Annotated in this window: 21 protein-coding genes; 2 read left to right on the top strand and 19 right to left on the bottom strand. The window is 68.3% G+C overall.

Features of this window, described 5'->3' with window-relative positions:
- Positions 1-16 precede the first annotated feature (16 nt).
- Positions 17-1,525 (bottom strand): phenylacetate--CoA ligase family protein, encoded by a 1,509-nt coding sequence (locus tag WME90_RS09700; protein WP_437280797.1) that lies wholly within the window; start codon positions 1,523-1,525, stop codon positions 17-19.
- 111 nt (positions 1,526-1,636) lie between these two features.
- Positions 1,637-2,671: an NAD-dependent epimerase/dehydratase family protein gene (locus WME90_RS09695; RefSeq protein ID WP_437280796.1), complete on the bottom strand. Its 1,035-nt coding sequence runs from the start codon at positions 2,669-2,671 to the stop codon at positions 1,637-1,639.
- 133 nt (positions 2,672-2,804) lie between these two features.
- Here WME90_RS09695 and WME90_RS09690 point away from each other — a divergent pair, with 133 nt between their 5' ends.
- Entirely contained in the window at positions 2,805-3,800 is a 996-nt protein-coding gene (locus WME90_RS09690; protein ID WP_437280795.1) for an ATP-binding protein, read from the top strand.
- A gap of 55 nt (positions 3,801-3,855) precedes the next feature.
- Here the strand turns inward: WME90_RS09690 and WME90_RS09685 are convergent, their stop codons facing one another.
- Both WME90_RS09685 and WME90_RS09680 read right to left on the bottom strand, forming a co-directional pair.
- Positions 3,856-4,461 (bottom strand): hypothetical protein, encoded by a 606-nt coding sequence (locus WME90_RS09685; RefSeq protein ID WP_437280794.1) that lies wholly within the window; start codon positions 4,459-4,461, stop codon positions 3,856-3,858.
- Complete coding sequence (locus WME90_RS09680) at positions 4,458-5,219, bottom strand: thiamine phosphate synthase (protein WP_437280793.1); 762 nt, start codon at positions 5,217-5,219, stop codon at positions 4,458-4,460. Before WME90_RS09680 ends, WME90_RS09685 begins: the two co-directional genes overlap by 4 nt.
- Before the next feature lie 122 nt (positions 5,220-5,341).
- On the opposite strand from WME90_RS09680, the gene WME90_RS09675 reads away from it, so the two are divergent.
- Positions 5,342-6,967 (top strand): hypothetical protein, encoded by a 1,626-nt coding sequence (locus WME90_RS09675; RefSeq protein ID WP_437280792.1) that lies wholly within the window; start codon positions 5,342-5,344, stop codon positions 6,965-6,967.
- A gap of 283 nt (positions 6,968-7,250) precedes the next feature.
- On the opposite strand, the gene WME90_RS09670 is transcribed toward WME90_RS09675, so the two are convergent.
- The 15 genes from WME90_RS09670 to WME90_RS09600 form a co-directional block, all read right to left on the bottom strand.
- A complete protein-coding gene (locus tag WME90_RS09670; protein ID WP_437283588.1) occupies positions 7,251-8,813 on the bottom strand; it encodes an acyl-CoA carboxylase subunit beta in 1,563 nt (520 codons plus the stop codon).
- Between the two features lie 37 nt (positions 8,814-8,850).
- Positions 8,851-9,636 carry an enoyl-CoA hydratase/isomerase family protein gene (locus WME90_RS09665; protein WP_437280791.1) on the bottom strand — a complete coding sequence of 262 codons (786 nt, stop codon included), beginning with the start codon at positions 9,634-9,636 and terminating at the stop codon, positions 8,851-8,853.
- Positions 9,633-10,571, bottom strand: coding sequence for a 3-keto-5-aminohexanoate cleavage protein (locus WME90_RS09660; RefSeq protein ID WP_437280790.1), 939 nt, complete (start codon positions 10,569-10,571; stop codon positions 9,633-9,635). Before WME90_RS09660 ends, WME90_RS09665 begins: the two co-directional genes overlap by 4 nt.
- A gap of 24 nt (positions 10,572-10,595) precedes the next feature.
- On the bottom strand, positions 10,596-11,084 hold the full coding sequence (locus tag WME90_RS09655; protein WP_437280789.1) for a MarR family winged helix-turn-helix transcriptional regulator: 489 nt from the start codon (positions 11,082-11,084) through the stop codon (positions 10,596-10,598).
- Positions 11,085-11,387: 303 nt separating this feature from the next.
- Positions 11,388-12,758: an STAS domain-containing protein gene (locus WME90_RS09650; RefSeq protein WP_437280788.1), complete on the bottom strand. Its 1,371-nt coding sequence runs from the start codon at positions 12,756-12,758 to the stop codon at positions 11,388-11,390.
- Between the two features lie 34 nt (positions 12,759-12,792).
- A complete protein-coding gene (locus tag WME90_RS09645; protein ID WP_020734190.1) occupies positions 12,793-13,203 on the bottom strand; it encodes a hypothetical protein in 411 nt (136 codons plus the stop codon).
- Positions 13,204-13,237: 34 nt separating this feature from the next.
- Complete coding sequence (locus tag WME90_RS09640; RefSeq protein WP_231864758.1) at positions 13,238-13,729, bottom strand: ATP-binding protein; 492 nt, start codon at positions 13,727-13,729, stop codon at positions 13,238-13,240.
- Positions 13,729-14,718, bottom strand: coding sequence for a PP2C family protein-serine/threonine phosphatase (locus WME90_RS09635; RefSeq protein ID WP_437280787.1), 990 nt, complete (start codon positions 14,716-14,718; stop codon positions 13,729-13,731). The genes WME90_RS09640 and WME90_RS09635 overlap by 1 nt, the downstream gene beginning before the upstream one ends.
- Before the next feature lie 48 nt (positions 14,719-14,766).
- Complete coding sequence (locus tag WME90_RS09630) at positions 14,767-15,684, bottom strand: slr1658 superfamily regulator (protein ID WP_012234413.1); 918 nt, start codon at positions 15,682-15,684, stop codon at positions 14,767-14,769.
- A 24-nt stretch (positions 15,685-15,708) separates the two neighbouring features.
- Positions 15,709-18,027: a SpoIIE family protein phosphatase gene (locus tag WME90_RS09625; protein ID WP_437280786.1), complete on the bottom strand. Its 2,319-nt coding sequence runs from the start codon at positions 18,025-18,027 to the stop codon at positions 15,709-15,711.
- Between the two features lie 129 nt (positions 18,028-18,156).
- The gene (locus WME90_RS09620) at positions 18,157-19,320 is read right to left on the bottom strand and encodes a methyltransferase domain-containing protein (RefSeq protein ID WP_437280785.1); all 1,164 of its coding nucleotides are present in this window, start codon (positions 19,318-19,320) and stop codon (positions 18,157-18,159) included.
- A 55-nt stretch (positions 19,321-19,375) separates the two neighbouring features.
- The gene (locus WME90_RS09615; RefSeq protein WP_437280784.1) at positions 19,376-19,951 is read right to left on the bottom strand and encodes a hypothetical protein; all 576 of its coding nucleotides are present in this window, start codon (positions 19,949-19,951) and stop codon (positions 19,376-19,378) included.
- A gap of 839 nt (positions 19,952-20,790) precedes the next feature.
- Positions 20,791-22,011 (bottom strand): tetratricopeptide repeat protein, encoded by a 1,221-nt coding sequence (locus WME90_RS09610; RefSeq protein ID WP_437280783.1) that lies wholly within the window; start codon positions 22,009-22,011, stop codon positions 20,791-20,793.
- Positions 22,008-23,570, bottom strand: coding sequence for a SpoVR family protein (locus tag WME90_RS09605; RefSeq protein ID WP_437280782.1), 1,563 nt, complete (start codon positions 23,568-23,570; stop codon positions 22,008-22,010). Before WME90_RS09605 ends, WME90_RS09610 begins: the two co-directional genes overlap by 4 nt.
- 6 nt (positions 23,571-23,576) lie before the next feature.
- Positions 23,577-24,686 (bottom strand): DUF444 family protein, encoded by a 1,110-nt coding sequence (locus WME90_RS09600; protein ID WP_437280781.1) that lies wholly within the window; start codon positions 24,684-24,686, stop codon positions 23,577-23,579.
- Positions 24,687-24,761 lie beyond the last annotated feature (75 nt).

Genomic DNA, 24,761 nt, shown 5'->3' with positions numbered 1-24,761 from the left:
TCCGTCTCCGCCGCCCTCACCCCCCCGGCTTCCTCGTATACCGGTGCTTCACCCCGAGCGGGAAGTACTCCGGATCTCCCGCCGCCCTCAGCGTCACCCGCGGCGCCCGCTTCCCCGCTGGCACGTAGCTCCTGAACTCGCTGTTCAGCCGGACGAGGTGCTCCTCGATCGACCGCGCCGCCGCCTCGCGCCGCGCCTCGCTCTCCCCTTCCCCCGGCGCGAGCTCGACCACCACCGAGAGGAATACGTCCCTGTCCGCGCCCTCGCGCACCTCCAGCACGAACTTCCCGGTCACCCACTCCTTCACGCCGGGTTGCTCGATGCCCACGACCACGTTCTCCGGATAGATGTTCGCCCCGAAGTACGACACCGTGAAATCCGAGCGCCCGAACACATAGACGAACGGCAGCTCCCGCGCCCCGCGCTCCCCGTCGAGCTCCCGACGCGGGTCGAAGCCGAAGCCGGCGAGCGCCGCCATCATGTCCGCGTGTGAAGTGACGCCCCCGCTGTCGAGGATCGCATAACGGACGAGCGGGACGCCGTTGTCGCCCGAGAAGAAGAGCATCCCCTCGCGCTGCTCGAAGAACCGCTCCGCCGGGTCGTACTGCACGAGCGTGGGGAGCCGGTCCTGCCCGAACAGGGCGCGCGCGGCGTCCGGCCTGCCCGCGAGGAAGCGGCGGACCGCGATGCTGAGCGGCGTCTCGTTGCCCAGCACGCCGGCGTCCGCCGTCCCGTAGAGCGAGGCCGAGTCGTAGCAGGGCGACGTCGACCCGGAGCGCTCGCCGACGAGGCTCCGCCACTCCTCGCTGAACACCTCCCCGGCCATCACGAGCTTGATCCGGAGAGGCGCCCAGTCGACGCCCCGGGCCCGCCCCGTGTCGATGACGTCCTTCAGGAACGGCGGATAACCGAGCAGCACGACCTGCTCGAACGCAGGCCCCAGATCCTGCACGACGCGGAAGATCTCGTCCTTGTTGTTGCCGGGCGTGACGACCGTGATCGGATACCCCTTCGCCGCGAGGTGACGGCAACACGCCGCGGTGTACATCCCGCCGACCCACGATCCGAGCGCGAAGCACACGACCGCGAGCGTGCGGCGCGCGTCGGCCCGGAAGCTGTCGTGGAACACCTGCTCGAAGCGCCGGGCGACCGGGAGCTCGTCCGTGACCGAGCGCGGCCAGAACGTCGGCTTCCCGGTCGAGCCCGAGGAGACCGCGATCATGTCGCACGGCTCGACGCGCCCGCCGCGGCACAGGTCCGCGATCGGGTGCCGGAGCACGTAGTTTTGCTTCGTGATCACCGGCAGCGCCGCGAAATCCGCGGGGGTCCGGACGGCCGCCGGATCGACGCCGTGCTCCGCGAGGAAGCTACGGTACGCAGGGACAGCGGCGGCGACCTCGTGGAACAGCGCGAGCGCGCGCTCGGCCGGATCGGCCTCACGGTGCCGCGACAGCGCCGCGTCGAGCGGCGTGCTCAGGAAGGCGTCGATGGCCGCCAGGACCCGCTTGGGTTGCACATCCTGCATCGCGAGATCTCCCTCCGTCCGACTCGATTGTCCGCAGGAAGGCAGGCGCCGGTTCGACGAAAGCGCCCGCCCGCCCTCCCGTCCCCCGCGGGCCAACGCGCCCGCGGACGGTCAGCGTTCTCTACCTCCACCCGCCGCCCCGCCGGCGAGCTGCGCCGCGAGCGCGATCTCCTCGGCGCGCTTCTCGTAGCCGTCCGGCGGCTCGGCGGGCGGGTTCGCCAGCAGCGACGTGATCACCGACTCCAGCCAGCGCCGGAGCGGCGTGTGCTGGAAGCCGAGCTCCGCCTTGGCCTTCGCAGGATCCAGCACCGACATCCAGCGATCGCTGAACGGCGAGATCGCCACCGGATCGATGCCGCGGGCAAGGAGCGCCGCCGACGAGACGGGCGCGAGCCGCGCCGGCGCGCCGAGCAGCGAGGCGATGAGCTCGAGCAGCTCCGCGAGCGTCGGCGTCTCGTCCATGCAGAGGTTGTACGCCTGGCCGAAGGTCGACGGAACGAGGAGCAGCTTCACGATCGCCCTCACGACGTCGCCGCTGTAGACGTGCCGCACCGGGTGCGCGCCGCCGTCCGGGACGAGCAGCGGGCCGCCGTCGAGCGTGCGCACGATGTACCGCTCGAGCCGGCGGTGGGGATCGCGCTCGCCGTTCACCATCGGGATGCGCAGCAAGGTCGCGGGGAAGCGATCCCTCTGCCAGGCGGCCGCGAGCGCCTCCTCGCAGCCGCGCTTGTTCACGCCGTAAGACCACGCCTCGCGGTCCTTTTCGTCCGCGGGCTCCGGGAGCAGCGGGCCATCGAAGTCGCGCTCGCGCGAAGGCCGCGGGCAGCCTTCGCGGACGAGGTACACCGAGCCGGTGCTGATCATCACGTGATGGCCGACGCGCCCGCCGCCGAGCGCCTGGATCACCGCGCGGCCGTCCGCGGCCGTGTACGCGGTGAAGTCCACCGCGGCGTCGAACTCGCGGCCTCCGAGCGCCTGCGCGAGATCGCCGGCGGCGCGATCGCAACGGATCCGCGCGACGCGATCGCCGAACGCGTCGGGCGTCACGCCGCGGTTCAGGAGCGTGACCTGATGGCCCGCCGCGAGCAGGCGATAGACCAGGAAATGACCCATGAATCGAGTGCCACCGAGCACGAGGACGCGCATACGCGGCAACCTATCACCGCCGCGCGCAATGACGATTACGAGGACGCCGGATCGCGGCGTGGGCCGGCGCCGGGCGGCCTCTCGCGCTCGAGCCGGGACCAGGTCGAGCCCCGGTCGTGCTAGATAGCGGGCCGTGCCGTTCTCCCACATCCTCGGCCAGGACACCGCGGTCGGCACGCTCGTGCGCGCGCTCGAGACGGGCCGCGTGCACCACGCCTACCGCTTCGAGGGCCCGCCGGGCGTCGGCAAGGAGCTCGCGGCCGTCGCCCTCGCGCAGGCGCTCGTCTGCACCGGGGGCGATCCGCTCGGCTGCGGCCGCTGCGACGCGTGCCGGCGCGCGGCCGCGCGCTCCGAGGGGCGCCCCGCGGCGCCGCTCCACCCCGACGTGCAGTTCGTCGCGAAGAACTTCTACCCGGCCGCCGTCATCGGCCGGAGCCGCGACGAGCTGACCGAGATCTCGGTCGACCAGATCCGCGCCATCGTGCTCGCCCACGCGGCCTATCCGCCCCACGAGGGGCGCGCCCGGGTGTTCATCGTCCGCGACGCCGAGGACCTCAGCGTCGGCGCCGCGAACGCCCTCCTCAAGACGCTCGAGGAGCCGCGGGCCGGCACCCACTTCATCCTCCTGACCTCGCGCGGCGACCGCCTGCTCAACACGATCCGCTCCCGCACCCTGCCCGTGCGCTTCGCCCCGCTCCCCGAGACCCTCGTCCGCCGCATCCTCCGCGATCGCGGCGTGCCCGAGGCGCGGCACGACCTCGCCGTCGAGCTCGCCGCCGGCAGCGCGTCCACGGCGCTCGAGCTCGCGGACGAGGAGCAGACCGCCTCGCGCGACGCCTTCGTGAAGGGCGTCCTCGACGCCGCGGCCGCCCGGGATCTCGGGCCCGCGGTCGCCTTCGCGGAGTCCGTGGATCGCGACAAGGGCGCCCTCAAGGACGACCTCCGCGCGCTGAGCGCCGCGCTCGCCCGCGAGGCCCGAGGCGCGGTCGCGTCCGATCCGCGCCGCGCCGGCCTGTCGGCCCGGCGTTACGCGGCGGTCGCCCGCGCCGTGACGCAGCTCGAGCGCAACGCCTCGCCGAGCCTCGCCATGGCCTCGCTGATCGCGGAGCTGCGCAGCGTCGTCGGCTGACGGGCGCCGCCCACGGCAGGCGCGGCGCGCCCCCGCGAGGCGGCGCGGGCCGGCGTCAGCCCTCGCCGCCTGCGCCGAGCCGCTCGTATCCGCCGTCCTCGATGCGCCGCCCGGCCCACGCGTGGATCTGCCCCTCGCTGGCGAGCACCACGGCGGCGTCGTGCCCGGCGCCCTCGTACAGGGCGATGATCCCTGCGCCGCCCACGGACGGCGCGCCCTGCCCGAGGCGCTCGAGCGCCGCCGGCAGCCGCGCCCGCCGCCGCATCGTCGTGCCCGCGATCTCGAGCGTCGCCGGCGGCTCGTTCGGCGAGTCGGCCGCCGCGGGCGCGAGCCACAGGATCTCGCGCCGAGGCGCGGGGAAGGCCACGACCGCCCCCTGCGTCGCGCCCTCGGGCGCGAGGAACACCGCGGCGACGATCTCGCCGCGCTCGCGCGCGACGATCGCGCCCGCGAGCCAGCGCTCCTCGCTCCCGGCGAGGACCACGTCGCCGAGCGCGAGCGGCAGCTCGCGCCATAACGCGTCCTCCGGGGGCGCCGCGGGCGCGTCTCGCGCTCGCTCGCCGCCGTCCCCTCCCAGCGCCTCCCGCTCGCGGCGCGCGGCCATGTAGCCCACGGTCGCGACGACCGCCGCGGCGGCCGCCGCGAGCAGCGTGAGGCTCATCGCGCGCCCCCGTCCGCCGGCGCCTCGCGTGCGCCCGCCCGCGCGAGCGCCTGCTGGAGCGCCCGCGCCCGCGCGCTCACCTCGTCGAGGGCGCGCGGCAGGGGCGTGCCCTGCTCCGGCAGCAGCGCGGCGATGATCGCGGCGGCGGAGCAGTGCGCGCCCACCTCGCCCGCCCGCTCCAGCGTGATGCCGCCGATCGCCACGACCGGTAGCCCGGGGCGCGTCCGCTCGACAAGGGCGCGCAGCGACGCGAGCCCCTCGAGGCCGACCACGGCGTCCGGCCGCTCCTTGCTCGAGGTCGCGAAGATAGGTCCGATCGCGACGTAATCGAGGTGATCGAGAGGACCGTCGGAATCGCGGGAATCGCAGGGATCACGGCGCTCGATCGGCGCCCGGAGCGCGGCCTCGATCTGCGCTGGCGTGTGGGTCGAGAGCCCGACGCGCAGCGGGACGGAAGCGCGCTGCGCCAGCCTGCGGACCGCGGGCACGGGGAGGTCGTCCTGGCCGACGTGGACGCCGTCGCAGCGGGCGAGGATCGCGAGGTCCGCCCTGTCGTTCGCGAACAGCGGCACGCCCGCGCGCGCCGCGAGCGGCTGGATCGCGCGGAGGAGCGAGAGCGTGTGCGCCGCACCGCCCCGCTTGTCGCGCAGCTGGATGGCGGCGGGGCGCGCGTCGAGGACGGCCTCGGCGAACGCCGCCGGATCGAGCCCGCGGCGCGCGAGCGAGTCGGTGTCGACGATGGCGTACAGGCCGCGCATGACCACGCTTCGAGCGATGGGAGAGCGCCCGGGCGCTCCGGAGGAGGCCGGGCTCGCTGGCTACGCTAAGGTTGACGCCCCCGGAAAGAAAGCGGAAGCGTTCGCTCCCGAACGGATCCTCCATGCGCACACGTCTCGTCCGGATCGCCTGCTTGTTCACCTCGATCGCTCCGGCCGCGGCGGCCGTGCTGGGGCTCGCGCCGAGCCCCGCGCTCGCCGAGGAGAAGTCGAGCCCCGCGCAGCAGACCGAGGGGACGGGCTCCGCCGTTCCCGCGGAGGGGCCGAAGGCTGGCGCCGCCCCGACGCCCGCGGGGAGCAAGGTCGCCGCGCCCAAGGCGAACGTCGGCGGACCCAAGGCGGGCGCGAAGAAGAAGGCGCCCGAGCAGCCGCCGCTGCCGCCTTCTCCGGCGCGCCTGTGGCTCATCGCGCCGTCGCCTCACGGGCCGTGGATGCTGCGGATCGACAACGAGGGGGAGCGGCCGATGCGCATCCCGGCCGACGTGCGGCTTCTGCGCTTCGAGATCGACACGCTGAACAAGCGCACGAAGAAGACGGTCCGCTGCGCCGCGCCCGCGGGGCTCAAGCCGAGCGGCTTCCCGGAGCGGCGCGCGCTGCTGCTCGCGCCCGGTCAGTCGTACATGGAGTATTTCGACCCGCGCCTGCTCTGCTTCGGCAAGGACGAGGCGGCGCTCGCCGGCGGCTCGGTGGTGCGGACCTGGTACGGCTGGGGTCCGCCGCCCAAGTGGTCGAAGAAGCCGCCGGCGGCGCCGTTCGCCGCGCAGTCGACCGACGCTCCGCCGGCGTTCGCCCCTGCGGTCGGCCTCGCGGCGCCCACCGTCGTGCTGAGCTACGGCCTGCCTCCGAAGGAGGCCGCCGCAAGCGACGCGGGCGGCGCCGAGCCGCCCTCTCCGGCGGACAAGACAGCTCAACCGCCCAGCGACAAGGCGGCTCAACCGTCCAGCGACAAGGCGGCTCAACCGTCCAGCGACAAGGCGGCTCAACCGTCCAGCGACAAGGCGGCTCAGCCCCAGGGTGAGGCGGCTCAAAGGCCCAGCGACAAGGCGGCTCAGCCCCAGGGCGACAAGGTGGCTGAGCCCCAGGGTGACAAGACGGCTCAACCGCCCAGCGACAAGGCGGCTCAGACGCCCGCGAACACGCCAGCTGGCGAGGACGCTGAAAAGCGCGCTCCGTCGGACAAGGACCGCGGCGCCGGTCCGCGGAGCGAGCCGATCGTGGACGCCAACGCGCCTCGGCTGGAGCTCACGAGCGAGCCCTGGTCCGACGCGGCGAGCCCTCGCTCGATCGTCGTCCGGGTGAGCGCGAGGAACGCGGGCAAGCGCCCCATGACCGTGGCCATCCGGCCTCGCATGCTCGAGTTCCACGTCGCCGGCCCGAACGGCGAGGCCGTGTGCGCGGCGGCCCCGCCGACGGGGGCGATCCCGCGCGACCTGTTCAAGACGCTGAAGCCCGGCGCATCGAGCGACGTCGCGCTCCTCCTCCGCGAGGTCTGCCCCGACGACACGTTCACCCGCGAGGGCCTCTACGAGGTCACGGCCACGCTGCACGCGAACGAGCCTGGCACCGAGCTCGACCTGGACGCGTACACCGCCGTCGTCCCCGCCAAGAACACGACGCTCCTCCGCGTGAAGAGCGCGCCGGAGCCGTTCTACGCAGCCCCGCCGCGAGCCGTGCCGACGCCGAAGCCCGAGGCCAGCAAGGCGACGGAGCACGAGGATCACGACCAGTAGAGCGAAGGAACCGGACCACGCGTCGGTGCGGTGGGAACGCGCCAAGACGCGCCAGGGACACGCCAAGACGCGCCAGGGACACTCCTTCAACGCGCCAGGGACACGCCAAGACGCGCCAGGGACACTCCTTCAACGCGCCAGGGACACGCCAAGACGCGCCAGGGACACGCCAGAACGCGCCAGGGACAGTTCGAGACCCGACAGGGACACACCAGACGCGCCAGGGACACACCAGAACGCGCCAGGGACACCCTGAGACGGAGCACGCCGTCCCGGGCGCGCCCTACACCGGCAGGATCCCCCGCTTCTTCTCCGGCCGCTCCACCCGCTTCTTCCGCGCGAGCTCCAGCCCCCACGCGATCGCCCTGCGCGTGTCCCGCGGATCGATCACGTCGTCGATGAGCCCCCACCCGGCGACCTTCATCACGTCGATGTTCTTCTGGATCGCGTCGACCATCCCCTGCTTCACCTCGGGCGGCGGCGGCGCGTCGCCGAACAGCTTCCTCGCCGCGATCCCGAGCATCCCCTCCGGACCCATCACGCTGATCTCCGCGGTCGGCCAGCCGACGATGAGGTCCGGCTCGTACGCGCGCCCGCACATCACGTAATAGCCCGCGCCATACGCCTTGCGCACGACCACCGTGATCTTGGGCACGGTGGCCGCGGCCATCACGTGCAGCATCTTCGCCCCGTGGCGGATGATCCCCTCGTGCTCGACCTTCGAGCCGATCATGAACCCCGGCACGTCCTGCAGGAACACGAGCGGGATGTTGAACGCGTCGCAGATCTGCATGAAGCGCGCGGCCTTGTCCGAGGCGTCCACGTCGAGGATGCCGCCCATCTGGGTCGGCTGGTTCGCGACGATGCCGACCGGCTGGCCGCCGATGCGCGCGAGGCAGGTGATGATCGAGCGCGCCCACCGCGGCTTCAGGTCGAACCGCTCGCCGTGATCGACGATGGCGTCGATCAGCTTCAGCATGTCGTAGGCGCGCCGCGGGCTCTCCGGCAGGAGGTCGAGCAGCGACTCCTCCCGCCGATCGATCGGATCCGTGACCGGCAAGCGCGGCGGCTCCTCGTCGCAGCTCGAGGGGAAGAACGAGAGGTACCGCTTCACCGCGGCGACGCAGTCGGCGTCGCTCGGGTACTCCGCGTCCCCGACGCCGCTCTTCGTCGCGTGCACCTTGCTGCCGCCGAGCTCCTGCTCGGAGATGTCCTCGCCCGTCATCGCGCGCACGAGCGCGGGGCCTCCGAGCGCCAGCGAGCCGATGTCCTTGACCATCGGCACGAAGTCCGCGAGCCCCGGGATGTACGCGGTGCCCGCGGCGCCCGGCCCCACCATCGCGGCGACCTGCGGAACGACGCCGCTCATGTGCACCTGCTCGCGGAACAGGTGCCCCGTGCCGGCGAACAGCGAGATGCTGTCCGGGTGCATCGAGCCGGGATCGATCCGCGCCCCGCCCGAGTCGATGAACCACACCATCGGCCAGCGACCGCGGAGCGCCATCTGCCGCAGCCGGGTCACCTTCTCCTCGCCCGTCTGCCCGATGCTGCCGCCCTTCACGGTGAAGTCGTACGCCGCCGCGCACACCATCCGCCCGTCGACCTTGCCGAACCCGCAGACCACCGCGTCGGCCGGTGGCCGGTCGCCCCCGTCCGGCCCGGCCGCGAGCCCCATCTGCGTGCCGTGCATCCCCACCTCGAAGTGCACGCCGTCGTCGAAGAACGCCGCGAGCCGCTCCCGCGCCGTCATCTTCCCGCGGGCGCGCTGCTTCGCCACCCGCTCTTCCCCGCCCATCCGCCGCGCCTGCTCCCGGCGGGCCTCGAGGTCCTTCACGAGCTCTCGCATGTTCACGGGCCACCTCATCCTGCGCGCCCTGGCGCGCCTACTTGCCCGACCAGCGGGGCTTTCGCTTCTCCAGAAAGGCCATGAGCCCTTCGCGCGCGTCGTCCGTCGCGAGGCAGCCGGCGAGCCGCTCTCGCAGGAGCGGCAGCGCCGACTCGAGGTCGAGATCGTCCTGCGCGGCGAACGCCTCCAGGCCGAGCCGCACCGCGATGGGGCTCTTCGAGGTGATGGCGGAGGTCACCTCGTCGACCGCGGCGTCGAGCGCTTCCGGCTCGACCACCTTGTTGAGCAGGCCGCACTGCGCGGCCTCGTCCGCGTCGAGGCGCTGCCCGAGCAGCATCATCTCCAGCAGCTTGCGCCGGCTCACGTGCCGCTGGAGCACCGCCATGATCATCATCGGGAACAGGCCGACGTTGATCTCCGGCGTCCCGAGCTTGGCGCCGCGGGCGCCGATCGCGAAGTGCGACGCCGCGACGAGCCCGAGCCCGCCGCCCAGCGCGTGCCCGTTCACCCGCGCCACGATCGGCTTGCTCGAGTTCGCGAAGGCGAGCAAGAGGTCCGCGTAGTCGCCCTTCACCTCGGCCGGCGGCGCGCCGTCGGCGCCCGCGATCTGCGCGAAGTCGCCGCCCGCGCAGAACGCGTCTCCCGCGCCGGTCAGGACGACGCAGCGCACCGCCTCGTCGGCGATGCCCGCCGCCAGGGCGTCGAGCAGCTCGCTCACCATCGCCGGCCCGATCGCGTTCTTGCGCCACGGGTTGTTCAGCGTGAGCCGGAGGACGCCCCCCGCGGAGGAGGCCTGGATGACCGTGTACGCGCGCGCCGTCACGAGGCGGCCTCCCCCGCCGGGCCGGGCGCGCCGCCGTCGTGCAGCCCCAGGATCTGCCGGGCTTCATCGACCGTCGCGGGCCTGCGGCCGACGTCGCGCACCATGCGCACGGCCACCTCGCAGAGCTCTCCGTTGCTGCGCGCCATCTCGCCGCTCGGCAGGTAGAAGTGGTCCTCGAGCCCGCACCGCACGTTGCCGCCGAGCACGAGCGCCGCCGCCAGCATCCTCCACTGCCCGTGGCTGATCCCGATCACCTCCCACTCCGAGCCGGGCGGCATGATCTTTGTCTGGAGCTGGAGCGACTCGACGTGCGCCGGGATGCCGCCCAGCACGTTGACGATGAACGAGAACTGGAGCGGGGGTTTGAGGAGCCCCATGTCGACGAGCGGCCACGTGCCCTGGGTGTGCCCCGTATCGAAGCACTCGAGCTCGGGCTTGGTCCCGGCCTCGTTCATGGCGCCAAGGAGCTTGCTTATCTTCGCGTACGTGTTGGGAAACACCATATCGAAATCGAAGCTCTTCCGCGCGCGCGAGTACTTCGAGTAGTTCATGGTGCCCATGTTGAGCGCCGCGATCTCCGGGCGGCTCTCGCGGATGGTCGCGCACTGCTCGCTCACGTCGTCGAGGAGGGTGCCCGTCGAGAAGTTCAGGATCACCGGGCAGCGCCGGCGCACCTCGTCCTTGATCCTCGCGAACACGGCCGGAGAGAACGTCGGTGAGCCGTCGTCGTTGCGCGCGTGGATGTGCACCGCCGCCGCCCCCGCGTCGTAGGCCCGCTTGGCCTCCTCGGCGATCTCGACCGGCGTATAGGGGATGGCGGCGCACTGCTTGCGGCTGGCGAGCACCCCGCTCAGCGCGCAGGTCACCACGCAGACGTCGGGATCTCGCCCGTTCGGATCTCTCGGTTCCCCGGTGAACGTCGGCTTCTCTCTCATGCCCCCTGCCTCCCTTTCGCGACCTCAGCGCCGTCGCTCGTCTTCTGCCCTATTCTGTCCGACCCGCGAGACCACCTGCTTTTGCAGCTTCGTCAGGATCCGCAGCAGATCGCGCAGGTCGGTCGGGCTTAGGCTGAGCAGGGCGCTCCGGAAGATCTCCATGGGTTCCACCTGGATCTCGCGTGCGAGCCGCGCCCCCTTCTCGCTGAGCCGGATGTGGACGACGCGCCGGTCGGCCTTCGAGCGCTCGCGCCGGACGAGCCCCTCTCGCTCCATGCGATCGACGATCCCGGTCACCGTGCTGTTCTGCGCCCGGATCCGCTCCGACAGCGTGGACAGCGAGAGATCTTGGAACGACTCGAGCAGCTTGAGGATGGTGAGCTGTGGTCCGGTGAGGCCGAACCCGCTCGCCATCCCCTTCGTGAGCCTGCGCGACTCCGTGTAGAGATAGATGATCATCTCCACGATCGCGTCGATCTCCGGCCTCTCGGGCGGCGGCAGGGGCGCTGTCACGATGCTTCGTGTACGAAATATTCGCTCCCCGGGTGCGCGTCAAGCTCCCGCGACCCCAACCGACCGAGCGGACGCTCTCCCACCGCAGGCTCCGCGGAGCGGGCTCATCGCGCGGCACTCTCTCCCACCGCAGGCCCCCGTGGAGGGGGCTCATCGCGCGGCGCGCGGAGGGCCGCTGTCTGAGCGCAAATGACGTTGTGTCTCCGGCGTGCCTCGCACGCCGGAGACACAACGTCTCAGGCGAGTTCGGTCCTCCGCGCGACGCGCGATGAGCCTCCTCCACGGGGGCCGTTCAGCCCGGATCTACCGCCGCCCCAGCCGTCGCCGCTTCCCGCGCCGGTCCGCCCGGATCTCCCGGATGCACCACCGCAGCGCCTCCTCGAGGTCCCGGTGCACCTGGACGGACGAGAGATCGATGCCGAGCGACGACGCCGTCTGCGCCACCTGCGGCTGGACCCCGGCCACCACCCCCTGAGCCCCGAGCAGCTCGATCGTCTGGAGCATGCTTATCAGGTGTTGCGCCGTCGTGGAGTCGACCTCTTCGACCCCCGTCACCTCGACGATCGCGTAGCGCGACTTCGTCTCCACGATCGTGTGCAGCAGCTTCTCCGTGATCTCCGTCGCCCGGTGCCGATCGATGCTGCCCACGAGCGGCAGCACGAGCACGCTGGACCAGACCTGGATGATCGGGGTCGACAGCGTCTCGATCGCCGACTCCTGCCGCTCGATCACCGCGCGGAGCGACTCCTGCTGCTCGACCACCTCCCGCAGCGACTCCTCGGCGCGCATGCGCTCCAGCGTGATCGCGAACAACTCGCCGATGACCTGGAGCAGCGCCCGGACGCTCTTGTCCCACGCGCGGATGGATCGCACCGCGTCGAGCCCCACGACGCCCACGAGCCGCCCCGCGTACGCCGCCGGCATCCGGACGAGCGAGGCGATCCCGAGCTCCGTGAACGCTCGCCGCTCGCTCGCGGCCTCCTCGGGCAGGTCGGCCACGCGCGGCACGTCGACCACCTCGAGCCGGAACAGCCTCTCGACGAGCCACGGATACACGTCCCTGGACACGACGCCCCGCTGCGCGAGCATCGACGGCACCCCTTCGGCGCACCACTCGTGCGTGGCCAGGAACCGCCGCCCGTCGTCCGCGAGGAGGAACAGGCTCGTCCTGTCGGCGCGCAGCGCCTTCCCGAGCTCCGCGAGCGCCGAGTGAAAGCCGCGGTCGATGTCCGCGAGCTTCACATTGATGAAATGGGCCGAGATCGACGCGACAAGCATCTTCGTCTCGATCCGCTGCATCAGCGCCCGCTCCAGGCGCTTCTGCTTGCCCACGTTGCGCGCCCAGCCGTACACGAGCCCCTCGCTCGGCACCGAGAGCATCGACCACGACAGCCACACGTAGAGGCCGCTCCTGCTCCTGCACCGGTTCTCCAGCCCGAGCGTGACAGGCCCCTGCCGGAGCCGATCCATCTGCTCCCTGGTCGCGGCGACGTCGTCCTGATGCACGAGATCGAAGAGGCTCCGCCCGACGAGCTCCTCGGCTCCCAGGCCGAGCGTCCTCTCCCAGGCACCGCTCACGCGCAAGAACGACCCATCGATCCGCAGAACGCACAGCGGATCGGGACAGACAGCGAAGAACCTCTCTACGTCCGCTTCGTTCGCAGGTGTGTACATCGCCGGTAGCCTTACCCAGCCCACACCCCCACGCTTACGGCTCCTTGACGTCCTCGAACGTCGTCCGCGCGGCCACGTGCTCCTCGTTCAGGTTGAGCAGGATCGGCAACGTCTCGTGCTGCCAGTCGTCGTCGAGGATCCGCCGCACGGTCACCCGCCCGGGCACCAGGTTGTACACGGCGTCCACGATGTCCATGATGACGTAGAAGCCGTTCGAGTTGCAGAACCGCATCTTCACGAAATCCATCACCGTGGACGTGATCGGGTGCTGCGGCAGGACTCGGGCCAGCTCGTCGAGGTAGCTCGACAGGTACCGGTACGGGTTGTCGATCCGGATAGCGCCCTCGAAGGTCAAGACGAGGCGGTTGTCGTCATCGAGCCGGGCGACCGACTGAAAGACGCTCAGCCCGCCATCCGTGATTTCTCCATAGCTGAGAGCCTTCATACGCGACCTTTCGTGGAAAACATACGGAGCCTTTTCAAGGGAAAGTAGCCTGGACGACGAGAATTCCATCGACGTACTGCGTCGAGAGATGGAATTTGTTCTCAGCGGTCAGTCGAATGAGCCCAAGACCGCCCCTGCGTCGATCGTTGCGCCGCTCGCGCACCGTCCTGGCAAAGAGCTCTCTCGGGTCCTCCGCGGCGAAGATCTCGTCGAATACCGCCTTGACGGTACGGTACTCTTCCGGCGTAACGCGGTTGGATACCTTGATGAGCAGCCGATCCGGATCGATGCTCAGATCGAGCCGCACCTCGCTCTCACGCTCGGTCCCGTGCTGGAGCACGTTGGTGACGAGCTCCGTGACGACCACGTTGACCTTCTGGCAGATCCGTCTGGGATAGAACCTGACCAGAAGCGCGTCCAAAAAGTTCGCGAGCAGGCCGGCCACGTCGCCCGTGATGTGATCGATCGGAGATATATATATCGATGCACCGACCGACGTCTGCGAATGATTCTTCTCGGGCTTCATCAGGCGCACCTTCGCAGGATGATCAGTGTGATGTCGTCGGCGTCCGCCACCCGGAACCGCGTGTAGTCCTCGATGCACCGGTCGAGGATGACCTGGACAGGCTCCTCGCTGTGCTTGACGACGATTTCGTTGAGACGTTGCACGGAATATATCTCCCCGCTCGCGTCCTGCGCCTCGAACATCCCGTCTGTGTACAAGGCGAGGACGTCATCCTCCTCGAACGGCAGCTCGAACTCGTGAAACGGCTTGATGCGCAGACCGATGAAGTTGCTCACCCGGTTGAACGAGCGAGGCGTACCGCGACGGACCAGGAGCCCGTACCCTCCGCCCGAGACGTAGCGGAGGAATCGGTCCGTAAACATGACGAAGTTCACCGTCGCGTACCGGCGAACTTCTCGGAGGAACGAGTAAGCGCTCCGGTTCACCCAGTCCACGATCGCCCCCGGGCTATCTAGCCGCTTGGTGGCGTGGGCGAACTGAGCCTTCAAGAACGCCATGATGAGCGCAGACGATACTCCGTGACCCGAGATATCGTAAACACCTATCGCGTGGCGCTCGCCGGGGAGGTAGAAGAAGTCGTAGTAATCCCCTCCCACCTGGGCGAGCTGCTTGTGGAAGATCGCCATGTCGAACGACGAGGCGATGGCCCCGCTCGCCTCCGGGAGCAAGGCGCGCTGGACTTGCCGCGCCACGGCGAGGTCGTCGTCGATGGCCCGGTTGTATCCTTCCAGCTCGTTCTCGATGCTGGTCGCGTGCTCCAGGATCGCCTCGTGCACCAGCGAGAGGTCGTCGAAGTCGAGCTTCAGCTTGTCGACGTACTCCAGGAGCGCACTGCAGCGCTCCATGAAGTCTGTGAAATTCCCCTCCTCGCGGAGCAGGGTGTTCCACGCTTGCCGCTCCTTCACGACGGCCCTGATGGCATCCAGATTGCTCTGCTTCTGCAGGAAGCCTCTGGAGTGCATCGAGCTGATGTCCTTGGGTGCAGTCATGGCTCGACCTGGACGCGAATCGGGTTGGACGGACGAACCCATCCGATCTCAATCACAGAGTATCATCTCGAAGTTCTGATTGAACTTCTTGAGGTTGGGCAGCGACTTCCCCTGCCAAGGGATGGACTTCGACCCGCGGACGATGAGCTGGAGCTCGCCCTTCTTCCGGGTGGCGATCGCGAACTTGTACAGGACGTTGATCCCCGAGCTGTTCAGGAAGTTCAGCGCCCTGACGTCGAGCGTGATGGTGGGAGGGTTCGTGGCCAGGACCTTGTCGAGCAGCTCCTCGATGGGGGCGTACTCGGTGGTGCCGCCAAGACGAAGGATGCCTTCCAGGTACACGACCACCTCAGAGGGATCGTACCAAACCCGATAGTTACCACCTTTGATTTCCATTCTCGACCTTTCGTTCAAAATAGGAATCCTGGCCATCGTCTTGATGCTGAAGCTGTTGACCGAGATCGGGTCCAGCTTCCACCCAAGACTGACACCGTAATCATTCATGATGATGAGATACCCGAGCCCTGACCCGGCGTTCTCCGCGTCTTCGGCGTTCGCCTCCGCCTGCCGACGCAGGAGCTCACCAGGGTCCTCCTGAGTGAGCTCGAGCAGCTTCTCACGCAGCGAGGGGACGGCGGCGTTCGTGATCTGGTTGCTGACGAGGCACACCAGATCCTCACGCCCGATACCCACGGTCACGGTGATGTCACCGTGCTGATTGAACTTGACGGCGTTCTCAACCAGCTCGTTCAGAACGTACCCGATGGCGCCTGAGACCTCGTCTCGGCTGATGAGCCTGTCCTCGCCGTCTATCTCCGGAAAGAGCTCGCCGAAGTACTCGGCCATGAAATTGGCCGTCAGGTTACAAAGGCTCCATCTCACCGCGAACGAGTCGGGGTACAACGTCAGCGACATGTGTTCGCTGAACGAATCGTCTAAAGAGTAGACGCCGATGATTTCGCTCATGGTAATGCCCAGTCTCCCCCTTGCTCATACCCTCTTAATGACAAGTACAGTGATGTCATCATGGATCTTGTTGTAGCCTACGTGCGCCAAGACGTCCTCGATGATAGCGTCCTTGATCTCCCGCGATGTTCTTTGGTGGTTTCGCGAGATCACCTGACACAGCCGGTCGATGCCGTACTGCTCCTCTGCAGAGTCCTCCGCCTCGGTGATGCCGTCGCTGAACAGCGTCACGACGTCCCCGGCCTCCAGCTTCACCTCGATGCTACCGATGAAGTCGCTGATATCCAGGTCGATGCCGATCGGCAACCCGAGCCCCATGGTCTCGACACGATCGAGGGTCCCGTTCTTCCGGACGATGATCAGGTCCTCGTGCTGGCCGGTGAGCTGGAGCTGACCGTCGCTGTAGTCGAGCAGGGTCAGCGACAGGTTCTTGTCCGACCGGATGCGCTGGATGTCCTGGTAGATGACCTTGTTGACGATGCTCAGGAACTTCTTCGGATCCCGCTCGTTGCTCGCGAGCAGCGTCCGGACGGCCGTCTGGACCATGAGCATGAGCACGCCGCTCTCCAGCCCGTGGCCGGTGACGTCGCCGATGCCGATCTTGACGAGCCCGTCGCTCCGGAGCACGTCGTAGTAGTCCCCGCCGACCTCGTCGGCCGGGGCCATGTAGCCCGCGATGTCGAGGCCCGGGATCTCCTGGAGCTCGCTCGGCGCGGGGAGCACCATGAGCTGCAGCTGCCGCGCGACGTTCAGCTCGGCGCCGAGCCGGATGTTCTCCTGGGCGAGCTTCGCGTTCAGCTCGCTGATCTCCTCGTTCGCCTTCTCGAGGGCCCGCGTCCGCTCACCGACCAGCTCCTCGAGGTTGTTCGTGTAGGCCTCGATCTCGCTCGCCATGTTGTTGAAGGCGACGCCGAGCTGCCCGATCTCGTCCGCGGAGTTCACGTCGATGCGAACGCCGTAATCGCCCTCCCGCATCCGCGTCGCGCCGGTCGAGAGCGCGACGAGCGCGCCCGTCATCTTGCGGGAGACGAGGTAGACGCCGAGCATGAGCACGAGGAACGAGGCCATCGTGATCAGGATCTGCGTCGTGACGATGCTCGTCCGGCTCTGCTCGATGGCGTCCTGCGCCGCGATGAGCGACGCGTACATCTCGCTCTTCGGGACGACGAAGCCGAGCGTCCAGTGCTCGGTCGCGATCGTGGACCCGGCCCAGCTGTTCAGCGCGGAGAGCCGCTCCAGCACGATGATGTGCTGCTGGCCGCCGATCGTGACCTCGTGATAGTCGATCTGGTCGGCCAGGGGCGGCGTGAGGGTCGCGATCCCTGACTCCTTGCTGTCCTTGAGCCGCCGGGTCAGGAGCCCGACGCCCGCCTCGGCCTTGTCGGAGCTCGTCCGGAGGCCGAGGGTCACCGCGCCAGCGTCGTTGACCGCCAGGACGTTGCCGTCCGACTGGGTGAGGAAGGCGAAGCCGGTCTGCGCCAGCTTCACGTCCTTGATCGACTCGATGAGCTGCCCGAGGGTCAGGTCGATGCCGACCGAGCCGGCGAAGGCGCTCCGCTGCTTGTTCCAGAGCGGATGGAAGACCGTCATGACGGCGCCGCCGCCTGCAGCGTCCTCGTACGGAGGGAGGACGGTGATCTGGGTCTTGAGCTGCTTCAGCCCGTCCGGCGTCTTGATCCACTCGAGCCAGCTGTCCACGAGGCCCGGGAAGAAGAAGTCGTACCAGATCTTCTCGTTGTGCCCCGGGTACTTCTTGTCGCACGCGCCGGCCGTATCCGTGTAGGGCACCATCCGCGCGAAGGGCTGCTCGCGAGGCCCGACATAATAGAGCTGGAGCTTCGCCGCGCCGTGCGCCGCGAACGACGGCATGAGCAGGTCGAGCCACGCCGACCGATCGACCGCGCGCTGGACGTCGGGGAGGATCGTCCCGTGGTCGCCCATGTAACCCCAGACCGTCACCGCGGCCGGCTCGTCGGGGCCGTTCTGATACCAGTTGCCCTGCGGGTTGTAGACGAGCTTGTCCCGCAGCGCGGGCAGGCTGCCCGCGACGTCGAGCATCGGCTGGATGTCCTGCCCGATGTCGATCGACTGCTGGACGATGCTGGCGAAGATCTCGAGGTCTGAATAGGCGTGGTGCAGCTGGAAGTTTGTGTGCTGAGCCTTGTCCTCGATGTGGTTGGTGAGGTACTCGCGAGTGGCCACGTTCAGGCCGGACTCGATCTCACGCGTCGACTTCTCGCTCAGGCGATGGATGCCCTGGCGGGCGACGATCATGTTCAGGATCGCGCCGATGAGCACGCTCACGCCGGTCACCAGGAGGAACTTCGTGTTGAACTTGGTCAACCTCGCGAAAATTCCACTCGGTCCCACCGGTGATCGTTGTCTATCAGAGGATGCCACGTCACGCATCTCCTTCACCCGGTATTGCTGACGCCGCCCGCCCGCCTGGCTTCCCTCACCATATACGACCGCTCACGTGCACCGAAGTGGCTTGCGCCCGGAGCCCGCGTAAATAGGCCAGGAGGCGAAGCCGCGCTCGCTGAGGATCGCCTCGACGTGCGCCGCATGGCCGACCTTCAACCTCTCCTGCGTCTCTGCGTCGGCCTCCGTCCTCTGGGCCATCTGGTTGATGACGTAGGACCAGCTCTCGACCACCTTGGCGAAGTCGTGGCGATCGGTGTTCATGTTGGTGATGTTGACCAGATCGACCTTGACGTCTTCGAGCTCGCTCTCGACGAGCATCTCCCGCGTCTTGAAGCCGATATCCATGTCCATCCCGAGCTTGCGGCCCATCTTGATGATCTCGTCGTACGTCCAACGAATGGCCTCTTGCTGCGGATACCCGGCGATGCAGGACATCATCTCGTTGGTCACGTAGATCCGCCCGCCCGGCTTGCAGATGCGGAACAGCTCGTTGAGGATGCGCTTCGGCTGATCGAAGACCTGGAGCGACAGCCGGCAGGACACGAAGTCATAGGAGTTGTCCGGCAGGAGGAGCGCCGCGGCGTCGCCGTACTGGTACTCGACGTTCTCGATGCCGAGGTTCTTCACCACCTTCTGGGCGTACCTGAGCATCGGCCTGGAGTGGTCGACGCCCACGATGTACTCGGGCTTGAAGTAGTTCTGCAGCTTCAGCGAGAACTCGCCCAGGCCGCAGCCGATGTCCGCTATCCGCATCCCGGGCTGTAGCCCGTGGCGCTCCAGGATGAGCCGCTCGTGCTCCCAGATGATCTTGGCCTGGGTGAGCAGGACGACGATGAAGTCATCGTCCTCGATGACCTGCTGGAGGGGGTAGAACGCCTTGTCGTAGATGACGACAGAGACGTTCGGATAGAGCTCCGCGATGACCTGGAACTTGCGGATCGCCCAAGGGATGACGCTCGAAATGATCAGGCGAATCTTGAGGTTGGGCCGCGCTTCCACGGCCCACCGAACGAATCGGTTGATCTCGAGGAAGGCCACGTTGTTCATGTACTTGAGACGCTTGAAATCCAGGCAAAGCTCGCCTGTGGCGTTCTTCGCTGCCGTCTCGAGCGTTCCCCGGATCGCCCGCATCTGGTCGCCCACGAATGGGCGGAGCATGCCGGCCAGGGCCACCTCCTGGTCATCCTGGTCGACCCGCATGTTGAAGGTCACCGATGAACGCCACGAGGGGAGGCTCCCCGACGAAGACGAGGGGGGGACGACGTGCTCAGGGTAGATTGAAGCACTCATTTTCATCTACCTCAGTAAACGGCAGCTCGATGTTCAAAGTCAGCGAGGTCCCGTTCTTGGGTTCAGTGACACTTAAGGTGGAGCCGTAAACGACGGCGAGCTCTAGGAGACCAAGAGTGGTGATATCGTTGTCGGGCACGTCGTGCTCGAGCTGCTCTCGATACCATGCCATCGGATCCGGCTGGTTCATCAAGTTGACCGCGTTTGTGTAGAACTGGATGTTCTCTTCATTCGCGGGCACTTCAGCGCTCACGCTGATACGGCCGTGATTCCGTTTGAATTTGATATTGATGTTGCCTGAAGGCTCGTGGTTGCGATAGATGGCTTCAAGCAGCTCGTTGAAGAACGTCGAGAGCAGCGTGGCATAGCGCTCGGGATCGTCTTCGTTTGCGCTCGCGTACCGCGCGAGGAAGTTGGCCATCTGATGGCAGTGGCTCCAGCGTTTGCTGAAGCCGGTGACCGAGAAGTTCGCTGAGATGATCATGCCGCTCGGCGCCATGACCGGCGGTGGTCGCAGCGTCGGGGCTACATCGGTCGGCTTCGAAACGGACATCAAGGCCTCGGGGTTGGTTTGCGAGAGGAGGCAGGACGCAGAGTACCTGGAGTCTGGGTGCCGCGTCGAGTGCGTCGCGCTCCCGCTCGAGATCGCCATGGTGAACTCGGACGAGCACAGCGCTGACGAGGACTGCCCTGAAGGCGCCCGGATTGCCACAAGATCGAAACGATACTGTAATCCGAATCACATTTCTCCACTACTGATGATCCGATCATGTGAAGAAAGGTGCTACAGGCCCGTGGCCACGCGGCTTCGCCGCGTCTTGCGCGCGGTTGCCCGAGCTCAGCGCCATGAGGGAGGCCCGCTGCAGGGGCGCTCGCCGGGCGACTTGTCCACAAGTGGCTGCACGCTCGTCGTGCAGCGACGGCACAGCGTTCGTCGCCGCCCGCACCGACCACGGACCCTGGAAGGCGGCGCAACCCGCCGTCGAAGCCCTCGAGAACACCTTCAAGGAGGTAATCGAAAGCGCGTCGGTCCTGTCAACACTTTCATGCCATCGCCTCGCACTGGCGAGATGGCTCATGGCATGTGGTCGAGAGTCGCTACGGAAGTGTGCGGAGCTCGGTGGGGTCACCTACCCAGCGCGGGCGAAGGGCGCGGCGGCGAGTGCCCCTCTCCGGCGAGGGTTTCACCACGACGTAAGGACCGCGGCCCGCGCCCCGGGTCGAGCCCCCTCTTCAATCGAGCACGCTACCATGCCCCGCGTGTTCGTGAGCTTGCTTGGCCCGCCAACTCGCCCTCTTCGCCCTGCGCGAAGCGCACCAGGCCGGGCGCATGCTCGACGACGATTGCGCTTGACATGCGCCACGGCGGCAGCGAGGACGGATAAGCGCCTGTCACCGCGGCGCGGCGCCGCGCCGCTCGATGGCGTCGAGCTCGTCCATCACCGCCTTCACGCGCGGATCCGTGGGATCGATGGCGCGCGCCTTCTCGTACGCTGCGCGCGCGTCCTTCAGCTGGCCCGACTGCGCCAGAGCGTTCCCCAGGTTGATCCAGGCGCTGCCGAGCTTGTCATCGAGCCGGAGCGCCTCGCGGTAGAGCGCGGTCGCCTTCGGCAGATCGCCGCGGAGGTGGTACGCATAGCCGAGGTTCGATCGGTACGTGGCGCGGCCCGGATCGCGCGCCACGGCCGCCTCGAGGTGCGGGACGGCGCGCGCGGGATCGTTCGCGGCGAGGAGCGCTGTCCCGAGGTCGTTCTGCAGGCGCGCGTCCGCCGGCGAGAGCCTCGCGGCGCGCTCGTAAGCACGGATCGCGTCGGCCGCCCGCCCCGCGGCCAGGAGCGCTGTCCCGAGGTTCGCCTGTCGCTCCGCGTCCCCGGGGGCGAGCTCCGCGGCCCGCGTCAGCTCGCGGACGGCGTCCTGCAGATTGCCGAGCGCGAGGTGAGCGACGCCGAGCGCGGAGCGCGCCTCCGCATCGCTCGGGGCGAGCTCTGCGGCCCGCGTCAGCTCACCGAGCGCGGCGTCGGCGCGGCCGAGGACGAGGAGAGCGCGGCCGAGCTCGAGGTGCGCGAGCGGATGGGCGGGATCGAGCGTCACCGCGCGCTTCAGCTCCGGGAGCGCCGCGAGCAGCGTCCTGTCGCCCGGAGCTCCGTTGTAGTCGGTGGACACGCCTGCCCTGGCGATCGCCGCGCGCTGAGCGCCCACGATCGCCGCCGCGTCCTTCCTGTCGAGCAGCGCGGCCGCGCGATAGGCCTTCTCGGCCGCGGCGAAATCGCCCCTCGCGTAGGCGGCGTCGCCCTCTTCGAGCTTCCTGTCCGCCGGCGTGCCGGTGCCGCGGGCGACGCGGGGAGGCGGGCTCGCCGCCGCCACCTCGCTGGTGGACGGCGCGTCGAGCGGGACACCCGAGCCGGCCGGCGCGCTCGCCGAGCCCGAGGCCGCCCCGCTCTCCGCCGGCGGCGCGGGCGCCGGTTTCACCGGCAGATCGCGCGGGGCGGGCGCCGCGGGGGCCTCCGGCGGTCGCGACGCCGGCGCCGGCGTTCGCGACGTCGGCGCCGCCGAGGCGCAGCCGGCGAGCGCGAGCAGGACGCCGAGCCGGCGGATCGCTCCGCAGGCGCTCACAGCTTGTACGGGGTCATCGCGTGCTCCTTGCCGTCGTACCGGAGCAGCACAGGCTTGTTATCCATCTTCGTCGCCACGCCGACCGGCCGCTTCCAGCACCGGACGAGCGCCACGAGCGTCTCGCGCGCGTAGTCGGCGCGCAGGTCGAAGCCGCCGTGCACGTGCTCGAGCAGGAGCTCTCCCCGGTTGCCGTAGTTGGCGTCGACGACGCGGATGTAGGGGTCGCCGAAGTTCGTCAGCTGGAAGAGGAGCTTCTCCTTCACCTCCTTGAACTCGCGGCTCTCGATCTCGAACCTGTCGTTCCGCCCCGAGAAGCCGAACGTGTACATCTTCTGCTCGATCACGAACTCCGGTGTCAGGAACTCGTCGATGAAGGTCACGTCGTTGTAGAGCGCGCGCACCTGGAAGATCTTCTCGCGGCCGAGCCCGAGCCGCATGTCCCAGGTGCGCTTCGCGTCGAGATCGGCGCACTCCTCCCACTCGCGGCCGAAGCGGCCCTTGTTCCATCGCTCCTCGATGTAGCGATAGAGCTCTACGCCGACCTTGTAGGGGTTGAAGCGCCCCGGCGCCGTCGCCATGACACCGGCGTTGTTCTCGGCGTAGTCGATGATCTCCGACGCATCGAGGACCTTCTCGGTCATCATCTTCGAGTGCCAGTACGAGGCCCACCCCTCGTTCATGATCTTCGTCTGGCGCTGCGGGACGAAGTAGTAGGCCTCCTCGCGGATGATCTCGAGCACGTCGCGCTCCCACCGATCGAGCGGCGCGTGGTCGAGCAGGAACTTGAGCACGTCGCGCTCCGGGCGCTCCGGTACTCTCCGCTCCGGCTTCTTCTGCTCCTGCCGCTTCTTCCGCTGCGCCGCGAGGATCTCCTCCGGGTTGATGAAGGAGTCCATGTACTCCTTGGCCCGGAGCTTGTAGGTGTCCATCGGCTCCTCCGCGGGCTCCTCGTCCTCCTTGGGCACGGGGCGGCCGGAGAAGGGGGCCCACGGGTCGATCAGGTTCTCGAGCGAGAGGCAGTGGTCGACGAACGCCTCTACCTTGTTGATGCCGTAGCGCTCGATGTGGCGCGACACGCGCGCGCCGTGGTTCGCCATCTTGTCGATCCACTTGCGGTCGGGATCGTAGGCGTCGCTCCTCCGCACGGGATCGACGATCGGGCCGCGCTGGTCGAGATCGGTGGACCGGAAGCAGAAGTTGTTCTTGAAGAAGTCGACGTGCGCATACACGTGCGCCATGACGAGCTTCTGGTCGGTGAGCGAGTTGCCCTCGAGCAGGTAGGCGTACGAAGGGTTGTTGTTGATGACCATCTCGTAGATCTTCGAGAGGCCATACTCGTAGCTCTTCGAGAGCTGCTCGTACTCCATGCCGAACCGCCAGTGCGGATAGCGGCTCGGGAAGCCGCCGTACGCCGCGATCTCGTTCATCTGGTCGTACGTCAGCATCTCGAAGATGACCGGGAAGAAGTCGAGCCCGTAGTCCTGGGCGATCTTCTCGATGCGCTCCTTCTCGGTCCGCAGGTAGCGGGGGAGCGCGGTGTTCAGGGCGAACTTGCTCATACCGCTCTACTTCCCCTTCCCCAGGAAATCCTTGATGCTGCCCACGATGGCGTCCTTGTCCCTGATCTCGCTCACCACGACCCGATCGTCCTGCGAGAAGTGCTCTTTCAGATCCTTGATGAACTGGCCCGAGCCGTAGGGGCTCTCGACCTGCCCGTAGGCGAACATGTTGACCCGCGGCAGGATCTGGGTCTTGAGCACGTCCACGCAGGAGAGCGTGTCGTCCATGGACCAGTTGTCGCCGTCGGAGAAGTGGAATGGATAGATGTTCCACTCGTCCGGCGGGTAGTCGTTGTCGATGATCTGCGAGCAGAGCTTGTAGGCGCTCGAGATCATCGTGCCGCCGGACTCGCGCGTGTGGAAGAACGTGTCCCGGTCGACCTCGCGGGCGATCGCGTCGTGGATGATGAAGCGCGACTCGAGGCCCTTGTACTGGCGGGTCAGCCACGCATCGAGCCAGAACGACTCGATGCGCACGATCTCCTTCTGCTCGTCGCCCATCGACCCGGAGACGTCCATCATGTAGATGATGACCGCGTTCGCGACGGGCTCGGTGATCGTCTTCCACGAGCGGTACCGCTTGTCGTCCGGGACGGGGACGACGACGGGCGCCGCCGGGCGGAACGTCCCGCTCGCGATCATCCGCTTCAGCGCCTCGCGGTACGTCCGCTTGAAGTGGCGCAGCGACTCGGGGCCCACCCTGCGGATACCGGAGTAGCGATCGTGGGCGTTCGAGATCTTGCTCTTGCCCTTGTCCTGGATGTCGGGCAGCTCGAGCTCCTCGCCGAGGATGCCGGCGAGCTCCTCGAGCGTGACGTCGACCTCGAGGAGGTGGTCCCCCTCGCCGCTGCCCGCCTGCCCTTGGCCGGGCTGCTTGTCGTCCGAGCCGCCCACGGGATCGCCGGGGTTGCCGTCGCCCTGCCCCACGCCGCCGCGCTGCTTGTCGCCGAAGCGGAAGCGCGGGATGTCGATCTGAGGGATGGGAATCGAGACGAGGTCCTTCCCCTTTCGTCCGATGAGCTCGCCCTGCGAAATGTACTTGCGCAGGTTCTCGCGGATGCGGCCGCGAACGATCTGACGGAAGCGCCCGTGATCCTGGTCGATCTTCAACGACACGCTGGTGAGTGTAGCATCGGAAGCCGCCTCGGGTCCGCACGTTCGGCGGGCCGCCGAGGTCTCCCGCCCCGGCGC

It is taken from the genome of Sorangium sp. So ce375, assembly GCF_051473855.1.
Classification (GTDB): Bacteria; Myxococcota_A; Polyangia; order Polyangiales; family Polyangiaceae; genus Sorangium.
Note: the sequence above shows the minus strand (reverse complement) of the source record. Positions and strands in the feature narration are given on the sequence as shown.

Excerpts from the sequence above, each read along its gene's own strand:
- WME90_RS09670 (WP_437283588.1), bottom strand. The coding sequence starts at position 8,813 with ATGCGAGAGCTCGTGAAGGACCTCGAGGCCCGCCGGGAGCAGGCGCGG.
- WME90_RS09615 (WP_437280784.1), bottom strand. The coding sequence starts at position 19,951 with ATGTCCGTTTCGAAGCCGACCGATGTAGCCCCGACGCTGCGACCACCG.
- WME90_RS09700 (WP_437280797.1), bottom strand. The coding sequence starts at position 1,525 with ATGCAGGATGTGCAACCCAAGCGGGTCCTGGCGGCCATCGACGCCTTC.
- WME90_RS09635 (WP_437280787.1), bottom strand. The coding sequence starts at position 14,718 with ATGACTGCACCCAAGGACATCAGCTCGATGCACTCCAGAGGCTTCCTG.
- WME90_RS09645 (WP_020734190.1), bottom strand. The coding sequence starts at position 13,203 with ATGAAGGCTCTCAGCTATGGAGAAATCACGGATGGCGGGCTGAGCGTC.
- WME90_RS09695 (WP_437280796.1), bottom strand. The coding sequence starts at position 2,671 with ATGCGCGTCCTCGTGCTCGGTGGCACTCGATTCATGGGTCATTTCCTG.
- WME90_RS09630 (WP_012234413.1), bottom strand. The coding sequence starts at position 15,684 with ATGAGCGAAATCATCGGCGTCTACTCTTTAGACGATTCGTTCAGCGAA.
- WME90_RS09680 (WP_437280793.1), bottom strand. The coding sequence starts at position 5,219 with ATGCGCGGCCTGTACGCCATCGTCGACACCGACTCGCTCGCGCGCCGC.
- WME90_RS09685 (WP_437280794.1), bottom strand. The coding sequence starts at position 4,461 with ATGAGCCTCACGCTGCTCGCGGCGGCCGCCGCGGCGGTCGTCGCGACC.
- WME90_RS09605 (WP_437280782.1), bottom strand. The coding sequence starts at position 23,570 with ATGAGCAAGTTCGCCCTGAACACCGCGCTCCCCCGCTACCTGCGGACC.
- WME90_RS09660 (WP_437280790.1), bottom strand. The coding sequence starts at position 10,571 with ATGAGAGAGAAGCCGACGTTCACCGGGGAACCGAGAGATCCGAACGGG.
- WME90_RS09640 (WP_231864758.1), bottom strand. The coding sequence starts at position 13,729 with ATGAAGCCCGAGAAGAATCATTCGCAGACGTCGGTCGGTGCATCGATA.
- WME90_RS09650 (WP_437280788.1), bottom strand. The coding sequence starts at position 12,758 with ATGTACACACCTGCGAACGAAGCGGACGTAGAGAGGTTCTTCGCTGTC.
- WME90_RS09675 (WP_437280792.1), top strand. The coding sequence starts at position 5,342 with ATGCGCACACGTCTCGTCCGGATCGCCTGCTTGTTCACCTCGATCGCT.